This is a genomic window from Streptomyces globosus (assembly GCF_003325375.1).
In the GTDB taxonomy this organism is placed as follows: Bacteria; Actinomycetota; Actinomycetes; order Streptomycetales; family Streptomycetaceae; genus Streptomyces; species Streptomyces globosus_A.
On the sequence record NZ_CP030862.1, the window covers coordinates 102107 to 125150 of the forward strand.

A 23044-nucleotide genomic window follows, 5' to 3' on the forward strand; every position below is an offset into this window, starting at 1 on the left:
CCCCGTAAAGGAGACCTGTGGGAAAAGCTCCCGTAAGGCCGGGAGATCCCCCGCGAAAAGGCCCTGCGCCGCATCCGGGTCCGGATGCGGCGCAGGGCCTGGCGGCGGAAGGGGAGGGGCCTCAGTCGATCTGCATGATGATGCGGACGGCGGGGTCCACGTCCGGCTGCTGCGGCACCGTGTCGAGGACGATCCCGAAGTGCTCCTCGTACGCCGCCAGCAGGGCCGCGTCGTCGGGCAGTTCGACGGTCTCCCGGCCGGCCGCGGTCGTGCGGGTCAGCTCCCGGCCGTTGACGGTGACGCGGCCGTCCTCCTTCTGGTGGGAGACGATCAGGTTGTGCAGGAAGACCGAGTCGGGCGCGGTGCGGTACCACCACAGCGTCGGGAGGAAGTCCTCGATGCGGACGGGGCGTTCGTCGAGCCGGTACTGGATGCCCCCGTTCAGCTCGACCTGGATGCCGCCCTCCTCGGGCCGCACCACGCGGTAGTCGCCGTGCGGGTCCTTCTGCACCTCCGAGGTGCCGACGGGGAGCGGGAAGCGGCTGTTCTTGCCGAAGCCGACGTCGACGAGCCACTCCTCCCCGTCCAGGTCGACGCGGAGCGCGAGGTGGCAGAGCGGGGCGCCGAACGCGCCGCCCAGGAAGACCTGCCCGGAGAGGATCTCCACCCGGTAGCCGAGGGCCTCCAGGAGGTGCCCGAAGGACGGGTTCAGCTCGTAGCAGCCGCCGCCGCGCCGCCGGGTGACGATCTTGTCGTAGAGGAACTCGCGGTCCAGGCCCAGCTCGGCGCCCTCGACGTGGTAGTCGATGTTCTCGAAGGGCACCGACAGCACGTGCCGCTCCTGGAGGTGCCGCAGCCCGTGGATGTCGGCGCGCTCGGGCCGGCGGGCGCCGATCCGCTCCAGGTAGGCGTCCACCATCGCGTCGCTGAGCATGCCTGTCGTCTCCTTCGTCATCGGGTCCCCCTCACCGGGCACGCCACCCGGTCGGCGGGATGTTGTGGTTCACGCGGAACACGTTCTGCGGGTCGTAGGCGTCCTTGGCGGCGACGAGCCGCTCGTACGTCTGCGGGTCGTACGCCGAGCGCAGGTGCTCGGGCGAGCTCTCCAGGGCGCTGATGAAGCTGAGGAACGGGCCGCCGATCCTCCAGGGCTCCATCTCCTCCATCAGCCGCTCCTGGAACTCCCGTACGTCCTGCACGTGTTCGGGCCACACCGGCGCGCCCGCGAACAGGGTGTACGCGGTGTCCCGGTGCGGGACGGCGTTGGGGTGCTCGGGCTGCCGGCCCAGCGCGCCGCCGAGGTGGCGCAGCTCGATGCCGGGGCGGACGGCGTCCGCCCCCTCCTTGATCAGCGGGATCAGGGCGGCGATGGCGGCGTCGTCGAGCTCGCGGATGCGGGTGGAGCGCTCGAAGTACACGGCGGGGACCGTGGGGTCCATGTTGATGTCGGCGACGTCCGTGTACGGCATGTCCGCGACCGTGTCGAGGACCGGCTCGACCAGCTCGCGCAGCGGGCGCACCAGCTCGGCGCCCTCCTCGTTCGAGCCGTTGAACGCGATCCGGATGTGGGCGAGGAAGCGGCCCCGCACCGGCTCCGGCAGGACGTCGATGTCGGGGAAGCGCATCACGGCGATCGACGACTGCATCGCGTCCGGCAGGGCCTGCGTCCAGTCGCGCCAGGCCGGCAGGATCCGCTCGATGTGCTCGCCGGGCAGGAACAGGCCGCCGCCGTACAGCCGGGAGACCGGGAACAGGCCGATCTCGATCGAGGTGATCACGCCGAAGTTCCCCTTGCCGCCGCGCTGCGCCCAGAACAGGTCGGGGTGGTCGTCGGGGGACACGTGGAGCAGTTCGCCGTCCGCGGTGACCAGGTCGAAGTTCCTGACGTGGTCGGCGGCGTAGCCGTAGGAGCGGCCGAGCGGGCCGAGGCCGCCGCCGAGGTGGTACGAGACCACGCCGACGCCGGGGGAGGCGCCGTTGAGGGGGGCCAGCCCGAAGGGGGCGGCCTCCTGGATGACGCGGCTCCACTGCACGCCGGGCTCGATGCGGGCGGCGCGGGCGCGCGGGTCGATCCGCACACCGGTGAGGTTGCGGGTGTTGACCAGCAGGGCGCCGTCGGCGGGCACGGACACGCCGTGGCCGGTCGCCTGGACGGCGACGGCGATGCCGCGGCGGGAGGCGAAGCGGACGGCGGCGATGATGTCGGCGGTGCCGTCGGCGACGACCACGGCGGCGGGCCGGATCTGCGGCAGGATCCGGTTGAAGCCGAGGGTCTCCTCCTCGTACCCGTCGGTGCCGGGCAGCAGCAGCGGGCCGCGCAGCTCGGCGCCGAGTGCGGACAGGTCGGTGGTGGACACGGACGTTCCCTTCTCCAACGGGTGGTTCACTGCGCCGCCTTGCCGGAGAGGCGCAGCGAGGGGAGGGTGGCGGCGGTCAGCAGGACCACGGCGCCGCCGATCCACGCGACCGTGGTGAGCTCGATGTTGTCGGCGACGAGGCCGCCGACGAGCGCGCCGAGCGCGATGGACAGGTTGAAGACGGACACCCACAGGGCCGAGGCGGCCTCCATCGAGTCGGGCGCGTACTTCAGCATCCAGGTCTGCAGGCTGACGGAGACGCCGCCGAAGGCCAGGCCCCACAGGACGAGCAGGGCGATGCCGCCGGCCTGGCTCCGGCCGAGGACGGGGAAGAGCAGCATCGCGGCGGCGAGCGCGACGATGATGACGGTCATGGTCCGGGCGAGGTTCTTGGAGACGGCCGCGCCGGCGACGAAGTTGCCGACGATGCCGGCGACGCCGAAGCCGAGCAGCAGGAGGCTGATCAGGTCCTCGTCGACGCCGGACACCTGCTGGAGCATGGGGCTGACGTAGGTGTACGCGGCCAGGTGGCCGGTGACGATCAGCGCGGTGGCGATGATGCCGGCGCGGACGCCGCGGTTGCCGAACTGGGCGAGGAGCTCGGGGACGCTGACGGGCTTGGTGGCGGGCAGCTTCGGCAGCAGCACGAGCAGGGCGACGAGGACCGCGAAGGCGAGGACGCCGAGCACGGCGAACGCGGTGCGCCAGCCGGCGAGGCCGCCGATCAGGGTGCCGGTCGGTACGCCGAGGACGTTCGCGGCGGCGACGCCGCCGAAGATCAGCGCGGTGGCGCGGGGGATCGCCGCGGGCTGCACCAGGCGGAAGGCGAGGCCGCCCGCGATGGCCCAGAAGCCGCCGATGGTGACGCCGACGAGCACGCGGGAGGCGAGCAGGATCCCGAAGTTCGGGGCGAGGACGGTGACCAGGTTGGCGACGGCCATGACGGTCATCAGGCCCACGAGCAGGTACCGGCGGTCCATGCGGCCGACGACGACCGGGACGAGCGGCGCCGACAGCGCGGCGACCAGGCCGGGCACGGTCACCATGAGGCCGGCCGTGCCCTCGGAGACCTGGAGGGCGGAGCCGACGGAGGTGAGCAGGCCGATCGGCAGCTGCTCGGCGGTGACCAGGGTGAAGATGCCGACCGCGACGGAGACGACCGCGAACCAGGCCTTCAGCGTGGTGCGCTCCTCCGCCTGCGGCGGTGCTGCGGTGTCGGCGGGTGTGTCGAGTGTTGCCATGGCAGGAAACCTCATTCGTGTCTGACGGGTGCGGGGGCCGCCCTGCGGGGAGGCGGCGGGCGGCCGCGTGTCGGTCTCGTGTGCGGGCGGCGCCCGGTCAGGTGCGCGGGACCCAGCCGGCGTCGTCCCAGAACCGCAGCTGCCGCGCCTTCGACGCGGCCGCGATCCGGGCGACCGGCTCGCCGCCGAGGACGAGCGTGCTGGGCGTCCCGGGGTCGAAGACCGGCCACTGCGGGGCGGCGGGGGCCGCGGGGACGCCGTCGCGGGCGAACGCGGCGACCAGGTCCATGAAGGTCTCGGAGACGGCGCGCTCGCCCGGCCCGTCGTGGAACAGCGGGATCTCCGGCGGTACCGGGTAGGTGGCGGCGATCGCGGCGGTGTCGGCGTACGTGCCGAAGAGGAACGGCGAGGTCGCCTCGTGCGGGGTGCCGTGGTGCGGGGCGCGCACGGGGTGCGCGAACTCCATCACGTACTGCGGCGAGGTGCCGTGCCGGGCGTGCCGCTCGGACAGCCGGACGATCTGGTAGCGGAACAGCGCGTCGCCCCAGATCTCCGTCCACAGCGAGAGCGGGTCCTGCGGGAGCCCCTCGGCCTCGGCCGCCTCCCGGTACGCGGCGATGCAGGAGTCGACGAGTTCGTCGGTGACCTTGGCGGAGCCCTTGTCGAGGACGCCGCGCACGGCCTCGCGCAGCTCGGCCGCGTCGGCGGGCGGCGGGGTCGGGGTCGGCTGCGGCGGGCAGGGGCCGGTGTAGAAGGAGCCCTCGGTACGGGTGTGCACCGCCATGACCGGCACGTCGGGGGTGGGCAGCTCCCAGTCGAAGGCGCTCATCCAGCGGCCGTCGACGACCGGGCCGCGGAACTCGCGGGCGGAGGCGACCTCCCGGCCGCCGGGCAGGCCCCCGAAGACGTCCTCCCAGGCGTTCATCAGGTCGGCGGCGGGCACTTCGCGCAGGCCGGCGACGGTGGTGCCGAGGCGCCGGGCGACGCCCTCGTAGGCGAGGCGGGCGTCGGCCGGGGTCAGCGAGGTGGACGGCTCCCACACGTGGCAGGCGCTGATCGGGACGATCCGGCGGATGATGCCGCGCAGTTCGGGAAGCAGGGACAGCTGCCAGGCGCTGGCGCCGCCCGCCGAGGTGCCGGCGAGGGTGATGTTGCCGGGGTCGCCGCCGAACGCGGCGGCGTTGGCGTGCACCCAGCGCAGCAGGGCCGCCTGGTCCTGGAGGCCCCAGTCGGCGAAGTCGCCGGTATCGGGGTCGGTGAACTCCTCGTGCAGCCCGAAGCCCAGTGCGCCGAGGCGGTAGTTGAAGGTGACGACGACCAGGTCGCCGCGGTCGGCGAGGCGCGCGCCGTCGTACACGGGCAGGCTGCCGCCGCCGACCATCCAGCCGCCGCCGTGGATGTAGACGAACACCGGGCGGCGCCGCTCCGGGTCGGTGCCGGGCGTCCACACGTTGGCGTACAGGGAGTCCTCGGAGCTGCCGGGGATGATCGGCTGGAGGGACTCGGGGGCGAAGGAGCGGGCGTCGCGGATGCCGCTCCACGGGACGGGCGGGCGCGGCGAGGCGAAGCGCAGTGCGCCGACCGGGGGCCGGGCGTAGGGCACGCCGCGGAAGACGGACAGCCGTCCGGCGCGCTCTCCGGCGACCGTGCCGGCCGTGGTGCGGACCAGCACGTCCCCGTCTTCCGGCGAGGGGCTGTGGGCGGCGGAAGGTGCCATGGCCGTGGTTTCTCCATCGTCATCGGCGGGCGGGCAGTCACACCGACTCATCGAAAAACGCCGCGTCGGATGACTCTGGACCACCCGATGCTGGTAAGCGCGCGCGGGGAGGGCAACGCGCGGCGGGGCACTTTGTCAGGTGCCGTCTTGTCCGTCAGATCGGCGGGCCGCCCGCGGGCGCGCGTGTATTTTCGTTCGTCGTACGCTGCCGGGTTCGAATGGTCAAGGAGAACGCAATGCTGGACGACGCGGGAGTGGCCGAATACCTCGGGCGGATCGGTGCGGAAAAGCCGCGGAAAGCGGATCTGGAAGGGCTGCGGCACCTCCAGGAGCGGCATGTCCTGACGGTGCCCTTCGAGAACATCGACTACCACCTCGGGAGGGAGATCCACCTCGGCGAGCAGGCCGTCGACAAGATCGTCCGGCAGCGCCGCGGCGGCGGCTGCTACGAGGTGAACTCCGCCTTCGCCGAGCTGCTCCGGGCGCTCGGCTACCGGGTGGAGATCCTGCCGGGCCGGGTCCACCGGCCGGACGGCCTGGGCCCCGCGATGTGTCACCTCGCGCTGCGGGTCACGCTGGACGAGCCGTGGCTGGTCGATGCCGGATTCGGCCGCAACAGCCGCCACCCGCTCCGCCTCACATGCTCTGACGTGCAGAAAGACCCGCACGGCGAGTACCTGGTCGCGCCCGTGGAGGGCGGCGGCGCCGACGTGCTGCTCGACGGCAGGCCGCTGTACCGGCTCGACGACCGGCCGTGCCGGCTCGACGACTTCGCGCCGACCCTGTGGTGGTGGCGCAGCTGCCCCGACTCGCCCTTCCTCCAGGAGCTGTTCTGCTCGATGCCGCTGGCCGACGGCCGCGTCACGCTGAAGAACAGGCGCCTGGTCAGGGTGGACGGCGGGCAGCGCACGATCGAGCCGCTCACGTCGGACGCGGCCGTCCTCGACGCCTACCGCACCCACTTCGGAATCGGCCTCGGCGAACTGCCCGAAGGGGATGGCGTGAAGCGGACGGTCGGGATCCAGCTGACCTGACACAGACAGTTGACGGACTCAGCGGAATAACGTGGACCGCCTCCCCGGCACCGGCGCACGATGCGAAGAGTACGGCGATACTCCGTACCCGGAAGGAGCATTTGTGTCCACCGTTGATCCCCTGCTGGAATTTCCCCTCGACACCCAGCCGGACCCCGACGAATTCCTGCGCGCCGCTCTGCGGTGGCATTTCTCCCCGGAAACGGGTTCGCCGTTCTGGATCGAGCGCGCGGGAACTCTCGGTTTCGACCCGCTGACGGACATCGGCGGATTCGCCGACCTCGGCCGCTTCCCGAACCTGGCCAACGAGCTCCGCGACGTCCGCGCCGAGGACCTCATACCCCGCGGCTACGGCGACCGCCCGGACGTGGTGGGCGTGTACGAGAGCGGCGGCACCACCGGCGCCCCCAAGCGCATCGTCCTGCTGAAGGAGTGGCTGGACCGGCTGCTCGCCTGGAGCAGCGGCCAGCTGGACCGCCACGGCGTCCCGCAGGGCGTGAACTGGCTGGTCGTCGCCCCGACCGGCCCGCACATGGTGGGCGACGTCATCAAGCGGCAGACGGCCTTCCGCGGCGGCCTGGCGTTCACCGTCGACCTCGACCCGCGCTGGGTGAAGAAGCTCATCGCCGACGGCAAGACCGCCGAGGCGGGCGCCTACGCCGAGCACATCGTCGACCAGGTGGCCTTCCTGCTCCAGACGCAGGACATCGGCGTCCTGATGTGCACCCCGCCGGTCCTGGAGCGCCTGGCCCGCCGCGAGGACCTCGCCAAGCTCATCGACGAGAAGGTCAAGGCCATCAACTGGGTCGGCACCCAGATGGACGCCGACACCCGCTACCTGTACCGCACCGAGGTCTTCCCGAAGGCCCACCTGTACAGCGGCTACGGCTCGACGATGATCCTCGGCAACGCCAGCGAGCGCCCGGGCCTGACGGACGACGACCCGTGCATCTACGACCCGTTCGCCCCGCACATGGTCTTCGACGTCGTCGACCCCGGGACCCGCGAGACCGTCGCGTACGGCGAGCGCGGCCAGGTGGTCATGCACCACGTCAGCAAGAGCCTGTTCATGCCGAACAACCTGGAGCGCGACTACGCGACGCGGGTGCCGGGCCCCGAGGGCGTCTGGCAGATCGGCGACTCCGTCGCCGACATCGCGCCGGTCCAGGAGTTCGACAACGAGACCGTCATCGAGGGGGTTTACTAGTGGATGCCGGCCTGATCACGCTCGACGCGCTCGGGCCCTCCGGACCCTTCCGCGCCCGCAAGCGCATGACCGTCACCGACGTGGCGGGCGCACCGGTCGCCGAACTGAGCCTGGTGCCGAAGCTGTTCGTCACCCGCGCCATGGACGCCCTGCGCAAGGCCCGCACCCTGCCGGCCGCCGAGCGGACGGCGGCGCTGGCGCGGGCGGGCCGGATCTTCGCCGAGGAGACCGTCGACGGGCTCACCTTCGAGGAGTACCAGCGCACCGTCGCCCGTGTCTCCGGTGTGCCGATGGGCGTCGTGCGGGCGGCGACCGCCGCCATCATCGAGGCCACCGAGGTGGCCCCGGTCGCCGCGTACCAGGCGCGCCCCGTCGGCGCCGTGGACGACTGGCGCGCTGAGGAGACCCGCCGCGGCAGCGCCGTGTGGACCCGCAAGGGCGACGTCTTCGCGGTGCACGCGGCCGGCAACCACCCCGGCCCGCACTCGCTGTGGGTGGAGGCCCTCGCCATGGGCTACCGGGTCGCGGTCCGGCCCTCGCGGCGCGAGCCGTTCACCCCGCACCGCCTGATCTCCGCCCTGCGGGCCGCGGGCTTCGGCGCCGACCAGGTCGTGCTGCTGCCCACGGACTACGACGCGGCGGACGAGATCCTGCGCAGCGCCGACTACGGCCTGGTGTACGGCGGCGACGAGGTCGTCCGCAAGTACGCGGGCACCCGCGTGCTGCCGCAGGGCCCGGGGCGCTCGAAGATGCTCGTCCCGGCGGGCACCGACTGGCGCGACCACCTCGACACCATCGTCGACTCCATCGCCCACCAGGGCGGAGTGGCCTGCATCAACGCCACCACCGTGCTGGTCGAGGGGGACCCGGCGCCCCTCGCGCAGGCGATCGCCGAGCGGCTCGCCGCGATCCCGAGCCTGCCGCCCGAGGACGAGAAGGCCGTCCTGGCGGTGCAGCCGGCGGAGGGCGCCCGCAAGCTGGAGGCGTTCCTGCTGGCCCGCGCCGCGGGCACGACCGCGCACCTGGGCGGCGACGGCATCGTGGAGGAGCTGGGCGACGGGAGCGCCGTCCTGCGCCCGGCGGTCCACCAGCTGGACCGGCCGGACGCCGAGCAGGCCGGCATCGAACTGCCCTTCCCCTGCGTGTGGGTGGCCCCGTGGTCGCCCGCCGACGGGATCGGCCCGCTGCGCAACTCGCTGGTGCTGACCGCGTTCACGGACGACGAGGCGCTGATCGACGAGCTGCTGGCGGAGCCGACCATCAGCAACCTCTACCTGGGCGACCACCCGACCTACTGGATCCGGCCGGGCGTCCCGCACGACAGCTACCTGGGTGAGTTCCTCATGCGGACCAAGACGGTCATCCGCGACTGACGCACCCCCGGGTCCGGGCCGCGGCCTGAACGGGCCGCCGCGGCCCGGACCCGCGTACTCCCGCCGCAGTTCCCGCCTCCCGAGAAAGGGCCGAATTTGCCATGTCCATGAACAGAGTGGACGGTTCAAGACCTTTGAGACTCCCCAGACTCGACTCGCTCACCGGGCTCCGCTTCCCTGCGGCCCTGCTCGTCTTCCTCTACCACGCCTCCCTCGGCGTGCCGTGGATCCGCCTCTTCGAGTCCGACGCGGCCAACGACGGCTTCGCCAAGGCCGTCTCCCAGGCGGGCGCCCTCGGCGTCACGTTCTTCTTCGTCCTGAGCGGCTTCGTCCTGGCCTGGTCGGCCCGCGAGAAGGACACCTTCCGCGCCTTCTGGCGCCGGCGCTTCGTCAAGATCTACCCGAACTACGTGGTCACCTGGGGCCTCGCCCTGGTCACCTTCGCGGCCGTCATGACGGAGCCGTGGCAGGCCGTCCTCAACCTGTTCATGCTCCAGGTCTGGGTGCCGGACTTCTACACCAACTTCAGCGTCAACCCGCCCAGCTGGTCCCTCGGCGCCGAGGCGATCTTCTACCTCGCCTTCCCGCTGCTCTACCTGGGCATCAGGAAGATCGACGCCTCCCGGCTGAAGTTCTGGATCGCCGGCACCGTCGCCGCCATCATGCTCACGCCGACGCTGACCTACGCGGTCATCCCCGGCGGCGGCATGCAGATGCCCGGCGCCGACGGCACCTCCACCGTCCAGTACTGGTTCGCGTACGTCCTGCCGCCGGTCCGCCTCCTCGACTTCGCGCTCGGCATCCTCGTCGCCCGCGCGGTCATGTCCGGCCGCTGGCGCGACATCGGCACCGTCTGGTCGACGCTGCTGCTGGCCGCGAGCTACGGCGTCGCGCTCAACGTGGAGCACCTGTACGCGCAGCGCTCGGTCACCCTCATCCCGATCGTGCTCGTCATCGCCGCGTTCGCCGCCCGCGACGCGGAGAGCAAGCCGACCCTCTTCAACAACCGGCCCATGGTCTGGCTCGGCGAGATCTCCTTCGCCTTCTACCTGGTCCACTACATCGTCCTCGCCTACTCGCGCGAGCTCCTCGGCGACGGGCTCTTCTCGACGCCGGTCGGCATCGCCCTGATCGCCGCCCAGGCCGTCGTCTCGGTGCTGCTCTCCTGGGCCCTGTACGCCTGGGTCGAGGCGCCCATCACCCGCCGCTTCTCCAGCTCCCGCAAGGCCAGGGCCGCGAAGGCCGCCGCGGCGGCGGCAGCGTCCGCACCGGGCGCCCCCGACCAGCCCCGTGACCGCCTTTCGGTCTGACCGCCGGCCCGGCCCGTCCGGACCCGCCCGTCCCGCCGCGCGGCCCCGCCCCACCGGCAGCGCACCGACCCCACCGGTGCACCTCCGCCCCACCGGAGCCCCCGCCGCCCACCGGAGCGCCGCGCACCGCCCCCGGCCGGAATTCAGGACCGGCCGCCCGCAACGACCACGCGCCCCCCGGGTTCCCGTCGAACCCGGGGGGCGCGCCGTGTGCCGGTCCGCTACTTCTTCTTCGGGGTGAAGACGAGCAGCCGGTCCAGGAGGAGCGAGGAGAGGGCGGGGCGGGTGGCGGTCTCGGGCTGCATGTAGGCACGGGCCACGAGGCGGAGCGTGCTCATGTCGACGGGCCGGTCGGTGCCGTACTGCGCACAGAAGTCAGTGCCGGTGGGCGGGAGCGCGGTGACGTGCCGCCCGGTCGGTCCGGCGTCTCCGGCGCGGCTGAAGGTCCAGGCGTACAGCTTGTCGGCCTTCGGCTGGTCGGGGATGAAGTCCTGCGCGCTGCCCTGGAGGAGGCGGTTGTTCTGCGCGGCCAGGGACACGGAGGCCTTGCGGTCGGCGTACAGGGAGACGCTCGAGTAGGTCGCCTGGCCGGTGGCCACGTGGTTCGCGCCGTAGGCCACGGCGAAGGAGCCGTCCGGCAGGGAGAAGTTCCGCGTGATCGGATCGTCGGCGTCGTTGGACAGCGCGGCCACCCCGGTGACCGGGGGATCGGTGAACAGCTTGGCCTGCAGCCCCACGTTCGATTCCTCGAAGCCCCGCTCGACGATCTCCTCGTGCACGTCGTAGCCCGGGTGGGCCTCGATGATGCGCCGGCGCAGCAGTTGCAGGGCGGGGTTGAGGTCGAGTTCGGTGGCCCCGGTCCCGGAGACGCGCAGCGGGGGGACGGGCAGCGGGTCGGGGGCGTACACCGGCTTCCTCTCGTTCCCGGAGCCGCTCTGCGGCCGGACCCGGAAGGCCTTGATCGGAGGTGAGGCGCGGTACGCGTCGAGCGCCTTCTCGAAGCCGGTCTCGGGCAGCAGCGTGCGGGTGGCGAGCAGGAACTCGTCGGAGCCCCGGTCCAGGCCGAGCCGGTACAGGGCCGGAGGAATGGTCAGGTTGTTCGTCGCCCCGCGCAGGCCGGAGGCCTCCAGCATTTTGTTGACCTCGGCCCGGGTGCGCCCGTTGCCGGTGACCACCAGCGCGAACGGCCGGTCGTACGGGGTCGGCCCCTGGGTGCGCACCGTCTTGTTGTTGATCGGGTCGCCGACGGAGGTCCACAGGACCGGGCCGGTGGCCAGCGAGCCCTTCAGGTGGGTGAGGTCGAAGGAGAAGTACGCCTCCGGCGGCGGCGTCGTGCCGATCAGGACGACGGCCTCGTCCTGGCGCAGGCGCCACGTCGCGGGCGGGTTGGTGTTGGGTGCCTGCCCCGGGACCTCGGGCATGCCGGTGACGATGTAGGGCGACTGGGGGTTGGGCCACAGGCCGCTGAAGACGACGCCTTCGCAGTACCGGCGGTTCAGGTCGAAGACCTCCTCCGTTCCGGACTGCGAGACGTAGCCGGACTCGGAGAGCTGCTGTTCGAACCGCTCCACGTACCGGGCTGTGTCGGCCGGAGGCGAGGGGCGGGGGCCGACCGGAGCCGTGGTTGCCGGTTGGGAGAAGGTGCCGTGGGGGTGCTCCGGCGGCGTGGCCGCCGCCGCGGTGGGTGCGGCCAGGAGCGCGGCAGCGAGGGCGAGGAGAGCGGGACGTCCGCGCAGGGGGTGTGTGGTCACGGCAGACCCATAAGCCGTCCGGGCTGCCCGCGGCACGCCACCGCGCCGCCCCCGTCCTGCGACGTCACTCGTCCGGAGCGCGCCGGTTGGGCTGAGGGGCGGCCTGAGGGGGCCACGGCGCGGGGGGTCAGGACGCGGGGGCCAGGAGGCGGTGGGCGGCCGAGGGGGCGGGGCGGCCCACGTAGGGGAGGAGGTCGGCGTAGGCCCGGGCGTCGCCGACCAGGATGCCGCCGAGGAGGGTCCGGCAGTCGGCGCCGAGGACGACCTTGGCGTACGTGCCCCGCGTCTCGTCCAGGCGGCTCAGTTCGAGGGAGCCTGCGGTGCCGGCGTGGGCGTCGCCGAAGCTCGCCACCTCCACACCGAGCAGTTTCAGGCGCGTCGACATGTCCGGCTCCCCGAAGGCCTCCCCGCCCAGGCCCAGCAGCTGCCGGGCCACCGATTCGGCCATGCGGTAGCCGGGGGCGGCCAGGCCGTGGCAGCGGCCCGAAACGGCCGCGCACTCCCCGATCGCCCAGATGCGGCTGTCCTGTGTGCGGCACAGCGCGTCGACCAGGAAGCCGCCGCGTTCCCCGCGGTCCAGGTCCGCCGGGGCGGCCAGTTCGTCGCGGGGGCGCACGCCGGCGGAGAAGACCACCACGGACGCCTCCAGTACGGTGCCGTCCGCCAGGGACACTCCGGCGGCGCGGCCGTCCGGGCCCGCCTGGACCGATGCGGTCGCGACCCCGCAGTGGGCGTGCAGCCCGCGCTGTGCCACCCGCCGCCCGAGGACGCCGCCGCCGGCCGCGTCCACCTGCACCGGCATCAGGCGCGGGGCGAGTTCCACGACGTGCGGTTCCATGCCGAGCAGCCGCAGTGCGTTGGCCGCTTCCAGGCCCAGCAGGCCGCCGCCGACGACCACGCCGGGTCGGCCGGGCGCGGCCGCCTCCCGGATCGCGTCGAGGTCGGCGAGGGTGCGGTACGTGAAGCAGCCCGGCAGGTCGCGGCCCGGCACCGGGGGGACGAACGGCTTCGAGCCGGTGGCCAGGACCAGGGCGTCGTAGCCGATGGTGTCGCCCGCGGTGGTGGTCACGGTACGGGCGGCGCGGTCGATCGAGGCGGCGGCCGTGGCGAGCCGGAGCGACACCCGCGGGTCGGACGTGAGGCCGGGGGCGGGCAGGCTGAGGTCGGCGGCGCTGCGCCCGTCCAGGTACGAGGAGAGCGCCACCCGGTCGTACGCGGCGTGCGGCTCCTCGGCGAGGACCACCACCCGCCAGGAGCCCGCCGTGTCCAGCGTGCGGAGCTCCTCCACCAGGCGGTGGCCGGCCATGCCGTGTCCGGCCACCACGAGCGTGCGGGTCTTCCCTGTCATGACGTGCTTCCTCCGGTCCGGGCCGTCCCGCACAGCGCGCGCACGGTGCTCGTGCAGCCGCCGCAGCCGGTGGTGGCGCGGGTCGCGGCGGCGACCTGCGCCACGTCGGCGGCGCCGGCCCGGCAGGCCTCGGTGACGGCGTGCTTGGTGACGTTGTTGCAGCGGCAGACGACGGCGTCGCCGGGGAGCTCGTCGGCGCCCGGCGGCGCCGGTTCGATGCCGAGCAGGAACTCCAGGCGGCCGGCCGGGACCGGCAGGCCGCGCTCGTGGAGCCGGCTCAGGGCGGCGATGGCCCGGGGCAGTCCCAGCAGCACCGCGTCGGTGACGCGCTGCCCGTGCAGGGTGAGCCGGGCGTACCGGCCGCGCGCCGGGTCGGCGACGGTGACCACTTCGGCGGCGGCGCCCGCGCCGGCCCCCGCGCCCGCGCCGGCCCCCGCGCCGGCGCCGGAACCGCTGCGGCCGCCCGGGCTGCCGTCGGCGTCCGGGCCGGCGGCGGGCCGTCCGCCGAGGCGGACCAGGTCGATGCCGGGCACCCGCAGCCGGGTGACGCGCCGGGTGCCCCGGTAGCCGGCCTCGCGCGGCCCGGCCCCGGTCAGCTGCCGGGCCAGCGACTCCGCCTGTTCCCAGGCGGGTTCGAGGTGTCCGGCCGCGGCGCCCGGGTGTTCGGCGCAGTCGCCGATGGCGTGGATGTGCGGGTCGTCGGTGCGCAGCCGCCCGTCGACGAGCACCCCGGTGCCGACGGCGAGGCCGGCCCGGCGGGCCAGGGCCGTCTCGGGCACGGCGCCGGTGCACAGCAGGAGGGTGTCGGCGGCCAGGACGGCGCCGTCGTCGAGGGTGAGCTTGCCGGCGCAGTACGCGGCGGCCTGCCGCCCGCAGTGGAGCTCCACGCCCAGGCCGGCCAGCCGGCCGGCGAGCAGCCTTCCGGCGGCGGCGTCCAGGTGCCGGTCCAGGGGGTGGGGCCCGCGGTGGACGAGCGCCACCTCGTGCCCGGCCCGGGTCAGCGCGGCCGCGGCCTCCACACCGAGGAGCCCGCCGCCCAGGACGACGGTGCGCCGGGCGTCCGGCGCGGCGCGCAGGACGCGTTCGGCGTCGGCGAGGGTGCGCAGGGCGGTGACCGCGTCCGAGGTGCCGGGGCGGGGCAGCCCGGGGATCCGGGGAAGGGCGGGGCGGGCCCCGGTGGCCAGGACGAGGGTGTCGTAGCGGTGGACGGAGCCGTCGTCGGCGCGGACGAGGCGGCGGGCGCGGTCGATGCGGACGGCGGTGGTCCCGGTGCGCATCCGGACCCCGTCCGGCAGGGCGGGCAGGTCCAGCGCGGCGGGCGGCAGCGTCCCGTCCAGGACGGAGGTGAGGAGGACCCGGTGGTAGGGGGCGGCCGGTTCGGCGCCGAGCACGGTCAGTCCGCCGCGGTGGCCGTGGTGGTGGAGCCGCTCGGTGAACCGGTGGGCGGCGCTGCCGCCGCCGACGACGAGGACGTCGCCGGCGCTCACGGCCGTGCCCCCGCGGCCTCGGCGGCCTCGGCGGGCTCGACGCGTACGGCGCAGACCTTGAACTCGGGCATCCGGCTGCGCGGGTCGAGGGCCGCCGAGGTGATCAGGTTGGCGCGGCCGGCGCCGGCGAAGTGGAACGGCAGGAACACGGTGTCGGTGCGCAGAGAGGGGACGAGGCGGACGGTGGCGAGGGTGCTGCCGCGGGTCGAGGAGACCCGGGCGGGGCGGCCGTCGCGCAGGCCGAGGCGGGCCGCGGTGTCGGGGTGGATTTCGACGAACGACCCGGGGGCGGCCGCGGCGAGTTCGGGGACCCGGCGGGTCTGCGCCCCGGACTGGTAGTGGGCGAGGACCCGGCCGGTCGTGGCGTACAGCGGGTATGCGGCGTCGGGGGTCTCGGCGGCGTCGCGGTGCTCGACCTCGGCGAAGCGGGCGAGTCCGTCGGGGTGGGCGAAGGCGTCGAGGAAGAGCCGCGGCGTGCCCGGGTGGGGGGCGGCGCCGGCGGGGGCCTCGGGGCAGGGCCAGTGCAGTGCCTCGCCGGCGTCGAGGCGTTCCCAGCTGATGCCGGAGTAGTCGGCGCGGCCGCCGGCGGAGGCGCGGCGCAACTCCTCGAAGACGGTGCGGGGTTCGGTCGGGAAGCGGGCGGGGTCCTGGCCGAGGCGGACGGCGATGCCGTGGAGCACGTCGAGGTCGCTGCGGGCTTCGCCGGGCGGGGGCAGGAGTCTGCGGCGGCGCAGTACGCGGCCCTCCAGGTTGGTCATGGTGCCCTCTTCCTCGGCCCACTGGGTGACGGGGAGGACGACGTCGGCGAGTTCGGCGGTCTCGGAGGGTACGAAGTCGGCGACGACGAGCAGGTCGAGGGAGGCGAGCCGGTCGGCGATGCTGGCGGCGCGGGGCGCGGAGACGGCGGGGTTGGAGCCGAAGACGAGGAGGGCGCGGGGTCCGCCTCCGCTGCCGAGGGAGTCGAGGAGTTCGTAGGCGCTGCGGCCGGGGCCGGGCAGGGCGTCGGGGTCGACGCCCCACACGGAGGCGACGTGGGCGCGGGCGGCCGGGTCGGCGAGCATGCGGTAGCCGGGGAGCTGGTCGGCCTTCTGGCCGTGTTCGCGGCCGCCCTGGCCGTTGCCCTGGCCGGTGAGGCAGCCGTAGCCGCTGCCCTCGCGGCCGGGCAGGCCCAGGGTGAGGGCGAGGTTGATGAACGCGGCGACGGTGTCGGTGCCCTTGCTGTGCTGTTCGGCTCCGCGGCCGGTCAGGACGTACGCCCGCGCCGCGCCGGCGAGGAGGTCGACGGCCTCGCGCATCTCGGCGACGGGGACGCCGGTGACGCGTTCGACGCGCTCGGGCCACCAGGCGGCGGCCCGCCGCCAGGCGGCGTCGAAGCCGGTGGTGCGCTTGTCGAGGTAGTCCCGGTCGGCGCGGCCCTCGGTGACGGCGAGGTGGAGCAGGCCGAGGGCGAGGGCGAGGTCGGTGCCGGGGGTGGGCTGGAGGTGGAGGGCGGCGGCCTCGGCGGTGGGGGTGCGGCGGGGGTCGATGACGATGAGCCGCGGTCCGGCGAGGTGGCGCATCAGCGGGGGCATCGTCTCGGCCGGGTTGGCGCCGGCGAGGAGGACCGCGTCGGCGGCGGCGAGGTCGGTGACGGGGAAGGGCAGGCCGCGGTCGAGGCCGAACGCGGCGGAGCCGGCGGCGGCCGCGGAGGACATGCAGAACCGGCCGTTGTAGTCGATCTGGCTGGTGCCGAGGGCGACGCGGGCGAACTTGCCGAGCTGGTAGGCCTTCTCGTTGGTGAGGCCGCCGCCGCCGAAGACGCCGACCGCGTCGGCGCCGTGCTCGGCGCGGATCCGCTCCAGCCGGCCGGCGACCAGGTCGAGGGCCTCGTCCCAGCCGGCGGGGGCGAGCCGGCCGTCCGCGCCGCGGACCAGCGGCCGGGTGAGGCGGCCGGGGGTGTCGAGGAGCGCGGGGGCGGTCCAGCCCTTCTGGCACAGGCCGCCCTGGTTGACGGGGAAGGCGGCGTCGGGGCGGACGGCGGTGCGCCCGGCGTCGTGCGAGAGGCGGGTGCCGCACTGGAGGGCGCAGTAGGGGCAGTGGGTGGCGGTCTCAGACACGGGAGGCCTCCGTGCGGGCGGAGCCGGCGGCGGCCGCGGCGGCGTCCCGGCCGTCCCCGGCGGGGGCAGCGGGGCGGCGGCGGAGGTAGACCGCCCAGGTGGTGAGGATGCAGACGGCGTAGAAGGCGAGGAAGGCGGTGAAGGCCGGCTCGCCGGATTTCACGGGGCCGCTGTAGGCGCTGCGGAAGACGAGGTTCACGCCGACTCCGCCGAGCCCGCCGACGGCCCCGGCGATGCCGACGACCGCGCCGGAGAGGCGGCGGGCCCGGGCGAAGGCCTGCTCGGCGTCCCGCCCGGAGGTGACGGCGTCCTGCGCCTGCCGGGCGAAGACCGCGGGGATCAGCTTGTACGTCGAGCCGTTGCCTATGCCGGTCAGGACGAACAGCAGGGTGAAGCCGCCGAGGAACAGGGCGTACGAGGACTGCGCGGAGGCCATCAGCAGCAGGCCGGTCCCGGCGGCCATCGCGCAGAAGGTGGCCAGGGTGACGCGCGCCCCGCCGAACCGGTCGGAGAGCAGGCCGCCGACGGGCCGGAAGAAGGAGCCGAGGAGCGGCCCGAGGAAGGTGTACTGCGCGGCCTCGAAGGGGGTGGCGCCGAACTGGCTCTGCAGGACGAGGCCGAAGGCGAAGCCGTAGCCGATGAAGGAGCCGAAGGTGCCGACGTAGAGGAGGGAGATGATCCAGGTGTGCGGGTTGCGGGCGGCCTCGCGCTGGGCGCCGGGCGCGCCGCGCACGGCCGCGAAGTTGTCCATCTTCCAGGCCGCGAGGACCGAGGAGACCACGATCAGCGGCAGGTAGGCGGCGATGACGTACGAGGGGTGGGCGCTGCCGGCGGTGGCCAGGACGAGCAGGCCGATCAGCTGGACGGCGGCGACGCCGAGGTTGCCGCCGCCGGCGTTGATGCCGAGGGCCCAGCCCTGGAGGCGCTGCGGGAAGAGGGCGGTGATGTTCGTCATCGAGGAGGCGAAGTTGCCGCCGCCGAGCCCGCACAGCGCCCCGATGAGGAGGAAGACCCACAGGTCGGTGCCCGGCTGTCTGATGAACCAGAAGGCGGCGAGGGCGGGGACGAGGAGGACGGCCGAGGCGAAGACGGTCCAGTTGCGGCCGCCGAAGCGGGTGACGGCGTAGCTGTACGGGAGCCGCAGGGCCGCGCCGACCAGGGTCGGGACGACCACGAGGAGGAACTTCTCGGAGGGGGTGAAGGCGAAGCCGATCTCGGGCGACATGAAGAGCACGAGGACGGACCACATGCTCCACACCGAGAAGCCGATGTGCTCGGCGAGGACGGAGAGGGCGAGGTTGCGGCGGGCGGTGCGGCGGCCGCTGCGCTGCCAGAAGTCCTCGTCCTCGGGGTCCCAGTCCTCGATCCAGCGTCCGGTTGCGGGACGTGCGGGCGGCGGCGTCATGGCTCCTCGGCTTTCTGCTCGGTGCGCGGCGTCTGATGTCTTGAACTATACAGTTCAGTTCAGTTGAATCTCAAGCGTCGGCCCGGGCCGTTCCAGCGCCCGGTCCACCAGCGCGCCCGCCCCGCCCGTGTACGCCCCCGGATCGCACAGCCCCGCCAACTCGCCCTCGCTCCAGCGCCCTTGGAGCGCCGGCTCCGCGGCCAGCACCTCGTGCAGCGGCAGGCCGCCCTCCTCCGCCGCCGCGGACGCCCGCGTCAGCAGCTGCTTGGCCGCCGCCTTCCCCAGCTCCGGCGCCAGCACCGCCGCGATCCGCTCCGAGACCACCTGGCTGCCCGTCAGCAGCAGGTTCGCGCGCATCCGATCGGGCCGCGCCGTCAGCCCCTCGGCGAGCTCCGCCGCCGTGTGCGCGGCGCCGCCGACCAGCCGCAGGCACTCGCGCAGCAGCTGCCACTCGGCGTGCCAGGCGCCGGCGGAGCGCTCGTCCTCCGAGACCAGGCACTGCACCAGCCCGGCCGCCAGCACCGGCACCTGGAGGGCGGCACTGCGCAGCAGCGTGCTGAGCACCGGGTTGCGCTTGTGCGGCATGGCCGAGGAGGCGCCCCGCCCCGCCGCGGCCGGCTCGGCGACCTCGCCGACCTCCGTCCGGGACAGGTTCTGCACGTCCACGGCGATCTTCCCGAGCGCCCCCGCGGCGAACCCCAGCGCCGAGGCGAGGTCCGCGACCGGCGTGCGCAGCGCGTGCCAGGGCAGCGCGGGCCGGGCCAGGCCCGTCTCGGCGGCGAACGCCTCCGCCAGCCGCTCCGCGTATCCGACGCCCTCCGGCTGCTCCCCGGCGCCGCCGTCGATGCGGGCGTACTCCAGGTAGCCGGCCAGCGTTCCGGCCGCCCCGCCGAGGGAGACCGGCAGTCCGCCGTCCGCGACGCGGCCCAGCCGCTCCCCGGCGTCGAGGACCAGCTGCCGCCAGCCCGCCGCCTTCAGCCCGAAGGTGGTCGGCACCGCCTGCAGGGCCAGCGTCCGGCCCGGCATCGCCGTGTCCCGGTGCTCCGCGGCCAGCCGCCCCAGCGCCGCGGCGGTGCGGGCCAGGTCGGCGCGGACCAGGCGCAGCGTGCGGGCGGCGACCAGCATGGCCCCGGTGTCGAGGACGTCCTGGCTGGTGGAGCCGCGGTGGACGTACTCGGCGGCGGCCGGGTCCTCGGCGGCGACCACCCGGGTCAGCGCCTGGACCAGCCCGACCACCGGGTTCGCGGTCTCCCGCGCCGCCAGGGCCAGCGCGCGCAGGTCCAGCCGGTCGGCGCGGGCGCAGCCGGTGATGGTCTTCGCGGCGGCCTCGGGGAGCGTCCCGAGCCGGGCCTGCGCCCGGGCCAGGGCGGCCTCGGCGTCCAGCATCGCCTGGAGCCAGGCGAGGTCGGAGACGGCCTCCTCCGCCGGGGTGCCGGCGCGCACCGGGGACAGCAGCCCCGCGTCGGTGAGCGCGTCGCTGCCTGCGGTGCTCATACGAGGACCCCGGTCAGGTCGGTCTCGGCGGGCAGCGACACCCCGGCCGGGACGGCCGCGGCGGGCGGCAGGGCGAGCACCGAGCGGGCGATGGCGTCCGAGTCGCCGAGGGTGACGGAGTCGACGCCCGGGCGGATGCCGGCCGCGGTGACCCAGTGCACGGACTCGGTGGGCACGCCGTACGCGAACCGGCGCGGGTGGGCGAGGCCGCGGGCGTCGAGGAGCCGGTACGGGCGCTCGGTGACGGCGAGGCCGCCGGACTCGTAACCCGCGCCGCCCGGACCGGAGATCCGGTAGGTGGTGCACTGCTCGGTGTCGAGCAGGTGGCGCAGCAGCGGGTCGTCGGTGCGCCGCAGGTCGGGCTCGGGCAGCCGGGCCTCGATCAGCACCCCGGCGCGGACCGGCGGGCCCGGGACGGTGCGCGAGGCGGCGGTGAACGCGGCCTGCCCGGAGGAGGTGTCGACGCGGATCTCGGTGCCGGGGCCGGTCAGGACGAGCACCCCGGCCTCGATCAGCGCGATCATCTCCTCGATGCGGGAGGCCGGCGGGCCGATGGAGAGGAAGGCGTTGAGCGGCGTGTACCAGCCCTCCAGGTCGTCGCGGTGCGAGTCGGCGGTCAGGCCGCCGTGGTCGACGGCGAGGCGGATCTCGTTGCGCAGGTCGCGCAGGACGTCCAGGGCTGCCTTGAGCGGCCCGCTGAGGTTGCCGGCGCGGGCCGCGGCGACGTCGCGCTCCAGGTAGGCGGTGAGCCACTGCCGGAAGTCCTCGCGGTCGGCGAACTCGCGGTCGCCGTACGGCCGGGAGAGCGCCTCCCAGCTCCAGCGGTCGGCCGCTTCGATGCCGTACACGTCCAGCAGGGAGTCCCGGTCGGCGGCGTCCTCCAGGGACAGGAAGCGGCGGGTGAAGCCCTCGCGCTCGTCGCCTCGGCCGCGGGCCTGGAGCAGGGTGCCGTAGTAGACGCTCTCGGTCTCGCGGGAGATCAGCGGCCACAGGTCGGCGGTGAAGCCGATGCCCTCGCCGTCCGCGGAGCGGGCGCGCAGCTCCTCGATGCGCTGCGGGGTCAGCAGCCGCGGCAGGTAGCGGCCGTAGGCGCCCTTCTCGTTCTCGCCGCGGGCGTGGTAGGGGATGCCCCGGCGCGAACTCGCGTACAGGACGGGCTCCCTGCCCGAGGGGTGGTAGGTGAGGCGGCCGTCCTCGCCGCGGGTGAAGCTGCCGCCGCGGCCGGCGGTGAAGAGGGCCATGTGGTCGAAGAAGTTCAGGCCGAGGCCGCGCAGCAGGACGTTCTCGCCGGGCAGGACGCTGTCGAGGTCGAGGTCGGCCGGGTTGGCGGGGGTGAAGTAGCGCAGGTGGTGGATCCGGGCGAGGCTCGCGGTCTTCGCCTCGCGCGGGGTGAGCCGGGCCGGGACGTGCCCCTGGGCCAGGACGATCGCGTCGAGGGCGTCGAGGCGGGTGCCGTCCTCCAGCCGGATGCCCTGCGGGCCGCCGGGGATGCCGAGGGTGTCGGCCATGGCCACCGCCCGCGAGCGGTGCACCTGCACGGTGACGTGGGCGGGGGCGCCGGCGACGACCCGTTCGAACGCGGCCCGCAGGTAGCCGCCGTAGAAGGCGCGGCTGGGGTAGGTGTTCGGGCCCAGGCGGCGGGCCTCGGCGACGACGGCCGGGTCGGCGCCGTCCGCGCCGTCCGCCGCGGCGAGGCCTGTCGCCCACTCGTACAGGCTCGGGCCGGGCTCGATGGGGCCCGCGGTGCGGACGCTGTCGTCGGTGTAGACGGTGATCTGGGAGGCGACCGTGTTCATCAGCAGGTGCTGGGACTGGTCGGAGCGCCAGACCTGGCCGGCGCCGGGTGCCGAGGGGTCGACGACGTGGACGGTGACCGCGTCGTGCGAGGGGGCGTGCCGCTCGTTGGCGCACAGCCGCTCCAGGACGGACAGGCCGCGGGGGCCCACCCCGATGAGGGCCACCTGCACGTGGTTCGGGGTCGTGGTCATCGCTGGTCTCCGTTCGGGGCGGTGAGGGCGGCGGCGGTGGCGGCGGTGGCGGCGGTGGCGGTGTCGTCGGTGCGGTGCCCGTGCATCCAGGCGACGTAGTCGTGGAGCTCGTCCCGGCTGAAGCCGGCCAGGACGGCGTTGCGGTCGGAGGCGGCCGCGCCGGAGGTGTGCCAGAGCTTGATGCTCTCCCGGGCCAGGAGCTGGATCCGGCCGGTGCGCTCGCGCCGCTCGGCGTTGAACTTCTCGAAGCGCTGCGGGAGTTCGCCGGCGCCGCAGTCGAGGAGGTCGCCGAGGACGACGGCGTCCTCCAGGCCCTGGCAGGCGCCCTGGGCGACGTAGTGGAGCATCGGGTGGGCGGCGTCGCCGAGCAGGGCGACCCGGCCGTCGGTCCAGGTGTCGACGGGGTCGCGGTCGACCAGGACCCAGGACTTCCAGCCCTCGCCGAGGGCGAGCAGGCGCTGGGCGTCCTCGCCGAGCGAGGCGAACTCGCGGCGGATGTCGCCGTCGGTCGCGGGGACCCCGGCGACGGCCTCGACGGCCTTGTTGTCGCTGCTCGCGGCGAGGTTCAGGTACTTGCCGCCGGCGATCGGGTAGTGCACGAAGTGGCAGCCGGGCCCGGTCCACCAGGTGACGGATGTCAGGTGCCTCAGCTCCTCGGGGACCTGCTCCATCGGGATGATCGCCCGGTAGACGGTGATCCCGGAGTTGCGGGGGGCGCCGTCGCCGACGAGCTGGCCGCGGATCGCGGAGTGGATGCCGTCGGCGCCGATCAGGGCGTCGGCGGTGAGGCGCTCGCCGTCCTCCAGGACGACGGTGGCGCCCGCGGCGTCCTGCTCGTAGCCGGTCGCGGTGGCGGCGCTGCGCAGTTCGATGCCCTCGGCGGCCCGGCAGGCCTCCAGCAGCTTGGTGTGCAGTTCGGCGCGGTGGACGACCGCGTACGGGTTCCCGAACCGCTCCCGGTAGGCCTCGGTCAGGTCGAGGCCGGCGACGCGCTCGCCGGTGACGCCGTCCATGAAGCGGAGTTCGTCCATCTGGACGGCGGTGGAGCGGACGGCGTCGCCGAGGCCGAGCCGGTCGAGGGCGTGCAGGCCGTTCGGGGCGAGCTGGATGCCGGCGCCTATCTCCGCGAACTGCGGGGCGCGTTCCAGGACGAGGACCCCGTGTCCCTGCCGGGCGACGGCCAGGGCCGCAGCGAGTCCGCCGATGCCGCCGCCGACGATGATGAGCTTCGCCATG

General features: G+C 74.4%; 16 protein-coding genes. 4 read left to right on the forward strand and 12 right to left on the reverse strand.

Annotation, left to right across the window (positions count from 1 at the left end):
* Positions 1–121: 121 nt before the first annotated feature.
* From C0216_RS00480 to C0216_RS00495, 4 genes are all read right to left on the reverse strand, one after another.
* Positions 122–955: an arylamine N-acetyltransferase family protein gene (locus C0216_RS00480; protein WP_246042229.1), complete on the reverse strand. Its 834-nt coding sequence runs from the start codon at positions 953–955 to the stop codon at positions 122–124.
* A gap of 10 nt (positions 956–965) precedes the next feature.
* Positions 966–2357 carry an FAD-binding oxidoreductase gene (locus C0216_RS00485; RefSeq protein WP_246042233.1) on the reverse strand — a complete coding sequence of 464 codons (1392 nt, stop codon included), beginning with the start codon at positions 2355–2357 and terminating at the stop codon, positions 966–968.
* 26 nt (positions 2358–2383) lie between these two features.
* Positions 2384–3598, reverse strand: coding sequence for an MFS transporter (locus tag C0216_RS00490; protein ID WP_114053336.1), 1215 nt, complete (start codon positions 3596–3598; stop codon positions 2384–2386).
* 97 nt (positions 3599–3695) lie between these two features.
* Positions 3696–5315: a carboxylesterase family protein gene (locus C0216_RS00495; RefSeq protein ID WP_246042235.1), complete on the reverse strand. Its 1620-nt coding sequence runs from the start codon at positions 5313–5315 to the stop codon at positions 3696–3698.
* A gap of 236 nt (positions 5316–5551) precedes the next feature.
* On the opposite strand from C0216_RS00495, the gene C0216_RS00500 reads away from it, so the two are divergent.
* The 4 genes from C0216_RS00500 (at position 5552) to C0216_RS00515 (ending at position 10239) form a co-directional block, all read left to right on the forward strand.
* On the forward strand, positions 5552–6349 hold the full coding sequence (locus tag C0216_RS00500) for an arylamine N-acetyltransferase family protein (RefSeq protein ID WP_114053338.1): 798 nt from the start codon (positions 5552–5554) through the stop codon (positions 6347–6349).
* 103 nt (positions 6350–6452) lie between these two features.
* On the forward strand, positions 6453–7556 hold the full coding sequence (locus C0216_RS00505) for an AMP-binding protein (protein WP_114053339.1): 1104 nt from the start codon (positions 6453–6455) through the stop codon (positions 7554–7556).
* A 65-nt stretch (positions 7557–7621) separates the two neighbouring features.
* Positions 7622–8929 (forward strand): aldehyde dehydrogenase family protein, encoded by a 1308-nt coding sequence (locus tag C0216_RS00510; RefSeq protein WP_174250489.1) that lies wholly within the window; start codon positions 7622–7624, stop codon positions 8927–8929.
* 101 nt (positions 8930–9030) lie between these two features.
* Positions 9031–10239, forward strand: a complete 1209-nt coding sequence (locus tag C0216_RS00515) for an acyltransferase family protein (protein WP_114053341.1) — start codon at positions 9031–9033, stop codon at positions 10237–10239.
* A 221-nt stretch (positions 10240–10460) separates the two neighbouring features.
* Here C0216_RS00515 and C0216_RS00520 read toward each other — a convergent pair whose 3' ends face one another.
* The 8 genes from C0216_RS00520 to C0216_RS00555 form a co-directional block, all read right to left on the reverse strand.
* On the reverse strand, positions 10461–11990 hold the full coding sequence (locus C0216_RS00520) for a hypothetical protein (RefSeq protein WP_114053342.1): 1530 nt from the start codon (positions 11988–11990) through the stop codon (positions 10461–10463).
* A 127-nt stretch (positions 11991–12117) separates the two neighbouring features.
* Positions 12118–13338: an FAD-dependent oxidoreductase gene (locus C0216_RS00525; RefSeq protein ID WP_114053343.1), complete on the reverse strand. Its 1221-nt coding sequence runs from the start codon at positions 13336–13338 to the stop codon at positions 12118–12120.
* On the reverse strand, positions 13335–14825 hold the full coding sequence (locus tag C0216_RS00530; protein ID WP_114053344.1) for an FAD-dependent oxidoreductase: 1491 nt from the start codon (positions 14823–14825) through the stop codon (positions 13335–13337). The genes C0216_RS00525 and C0216_RS00530 overlap by 4 nt, the downstream gene beginning before the upstream one ends.
* Positions 14822–16921 (reverse strand): molybdopterin oxidoreductase family protein, encoded by a 2100-nt coding sequence (locus C0216_RS00535; RefSeq protein WP_114053345.1) that lies wholly within the window; start codon positions 16919–16921, stop codon positions 14822–14824. The genes C0216_RS00530 and C0216_RS00535 overlap by 4 nt, the downstream gene beginning before the upstream one ends.
* Complete coding sequence (locus tag C0216_RS00540; RefSeq protein WP_114053346.1) at positions 16914–18326, reverse strand: MFS transporter; 1413 nt, start codon at positions 18324–18326, stop codon at positions 16914–16916. The genes C0216_RS00535 and C0216_RS00540 overlap by 8 nt, the downstream gene beginning before the upstream one ends.
* A gap of 54 nt (positions 18327–18380) precedes the next feature.
* Positions 18381–19820, reverse strand: a complete 1440-nt coding sequence (gene pcaB / locus C0216_RS00545; RefSeq protein ID WP_114053347.1) for a 3-carboxy-cis,cis-muconate cycloisomerase — start codon at positions 19818–19820, stop codon at positions 18381–18383.
* A complete protein-coding gene (locus C0216_RS00550) occupies positions 19817–21808 on the reverse strand; it encodes an FAD/NAD(P)-binding protein (protein ID WP_114053348.1) in 1992 nt (663 codons plus the stop codon). The genes pcaB and C0216_RS00550 overlap by 4 nt, the downstream gene beginning before the upstream one ends.
* On the reverse strand, positions 21805–23043 hold the full coding sequence (locus tag C0216_RS00555; RefSeq protein WP_114053349.1) for an FAD-dependent monooxygenase: 1239 nt from the start codon (positions 23041–23043) through the stop codon (positions 21805–21807). Before C0216_RS00555 ends, C0216_RS00550 begins: the two co-directional genes overlap by 4 nt.
* Position 23044 lies beyond the last annotated feature (1 nt).

Coding starts and splice junctions, on each gene's coding strand:
- C0216_RS00500 (WP_114053338.1), top strand. CDS start 5,552: ATGCTGGACGACGCGGGAGTGGCCGAATACCTCGGGCGGATCGGTGCG.
- C0216_RS00495 (WP_246042235.1), bottom strand. CDS start 5,315: ATGGCACCTTCCGCCGCCCACAGCCCCTCGCCGGAAGACGGGGACGTG.
- C0216_RS00490 (WP_114053336.1), bottom strand. CDS start 3,598: ATGGCAACACTCGACACACCCGCCGACACCGCAGCACCGCCGCAGGCG.
- C0216_RS00515 (WP_114053341.1), top strand. CDS start 9,031: ATGTCCATGAACAGAGTGGACGGTTCAAGACCTTTGAGACTCCCCAGA.
- C0216_RS00540 (WP_114053346.1), bottom strand. CDS start 18,326: ATGACGCCGCCGCCCGCACGTCCCGCAACCGGACGCTGGATCGAGGAC.
- pcaB (WP_114053347.1), bottom strand. CDS start 19,820: ATGAGCACCGCAGGCAGCGACGCGCTCACCGACGCGGGGCTGCTGTCC.
- C0216_RS00525 (WP_114053343.1), bottom strand. CDS start 13,338: ATGACAGGGAAGACCCGCACGCTCGTGGTGGCCGGACACGGCATGGCC.
- C0216_RS00555 (WP_114053349.1), bottom strand. CDS start 23,043: ATGGCGAAGCTCATCATCGTCGGCGGCGGCATCGGCGGACTCGCTGCG.
- C0216_RS00550 (WP_114053348.1), bottom strand. CDS start 21,808: ATGACCACGACCCCGAACCACGTGCAGGTGGCCCTCATCGGGGTGGGC.
- C0216_RS00510 (WP_174250489.1), top strand. CDS start 7,622: ATGACCGTCACCGACGTGGCGGGCGCACCGGTCGCCGAACTGAGCCTG.
- C0216_RS00480 (WP_246042229.1), bottom strand. CDS start 955: ATGACGAAGGAGACGACAGGCATGCTCAGCGACGCGATGGTGGACGCC.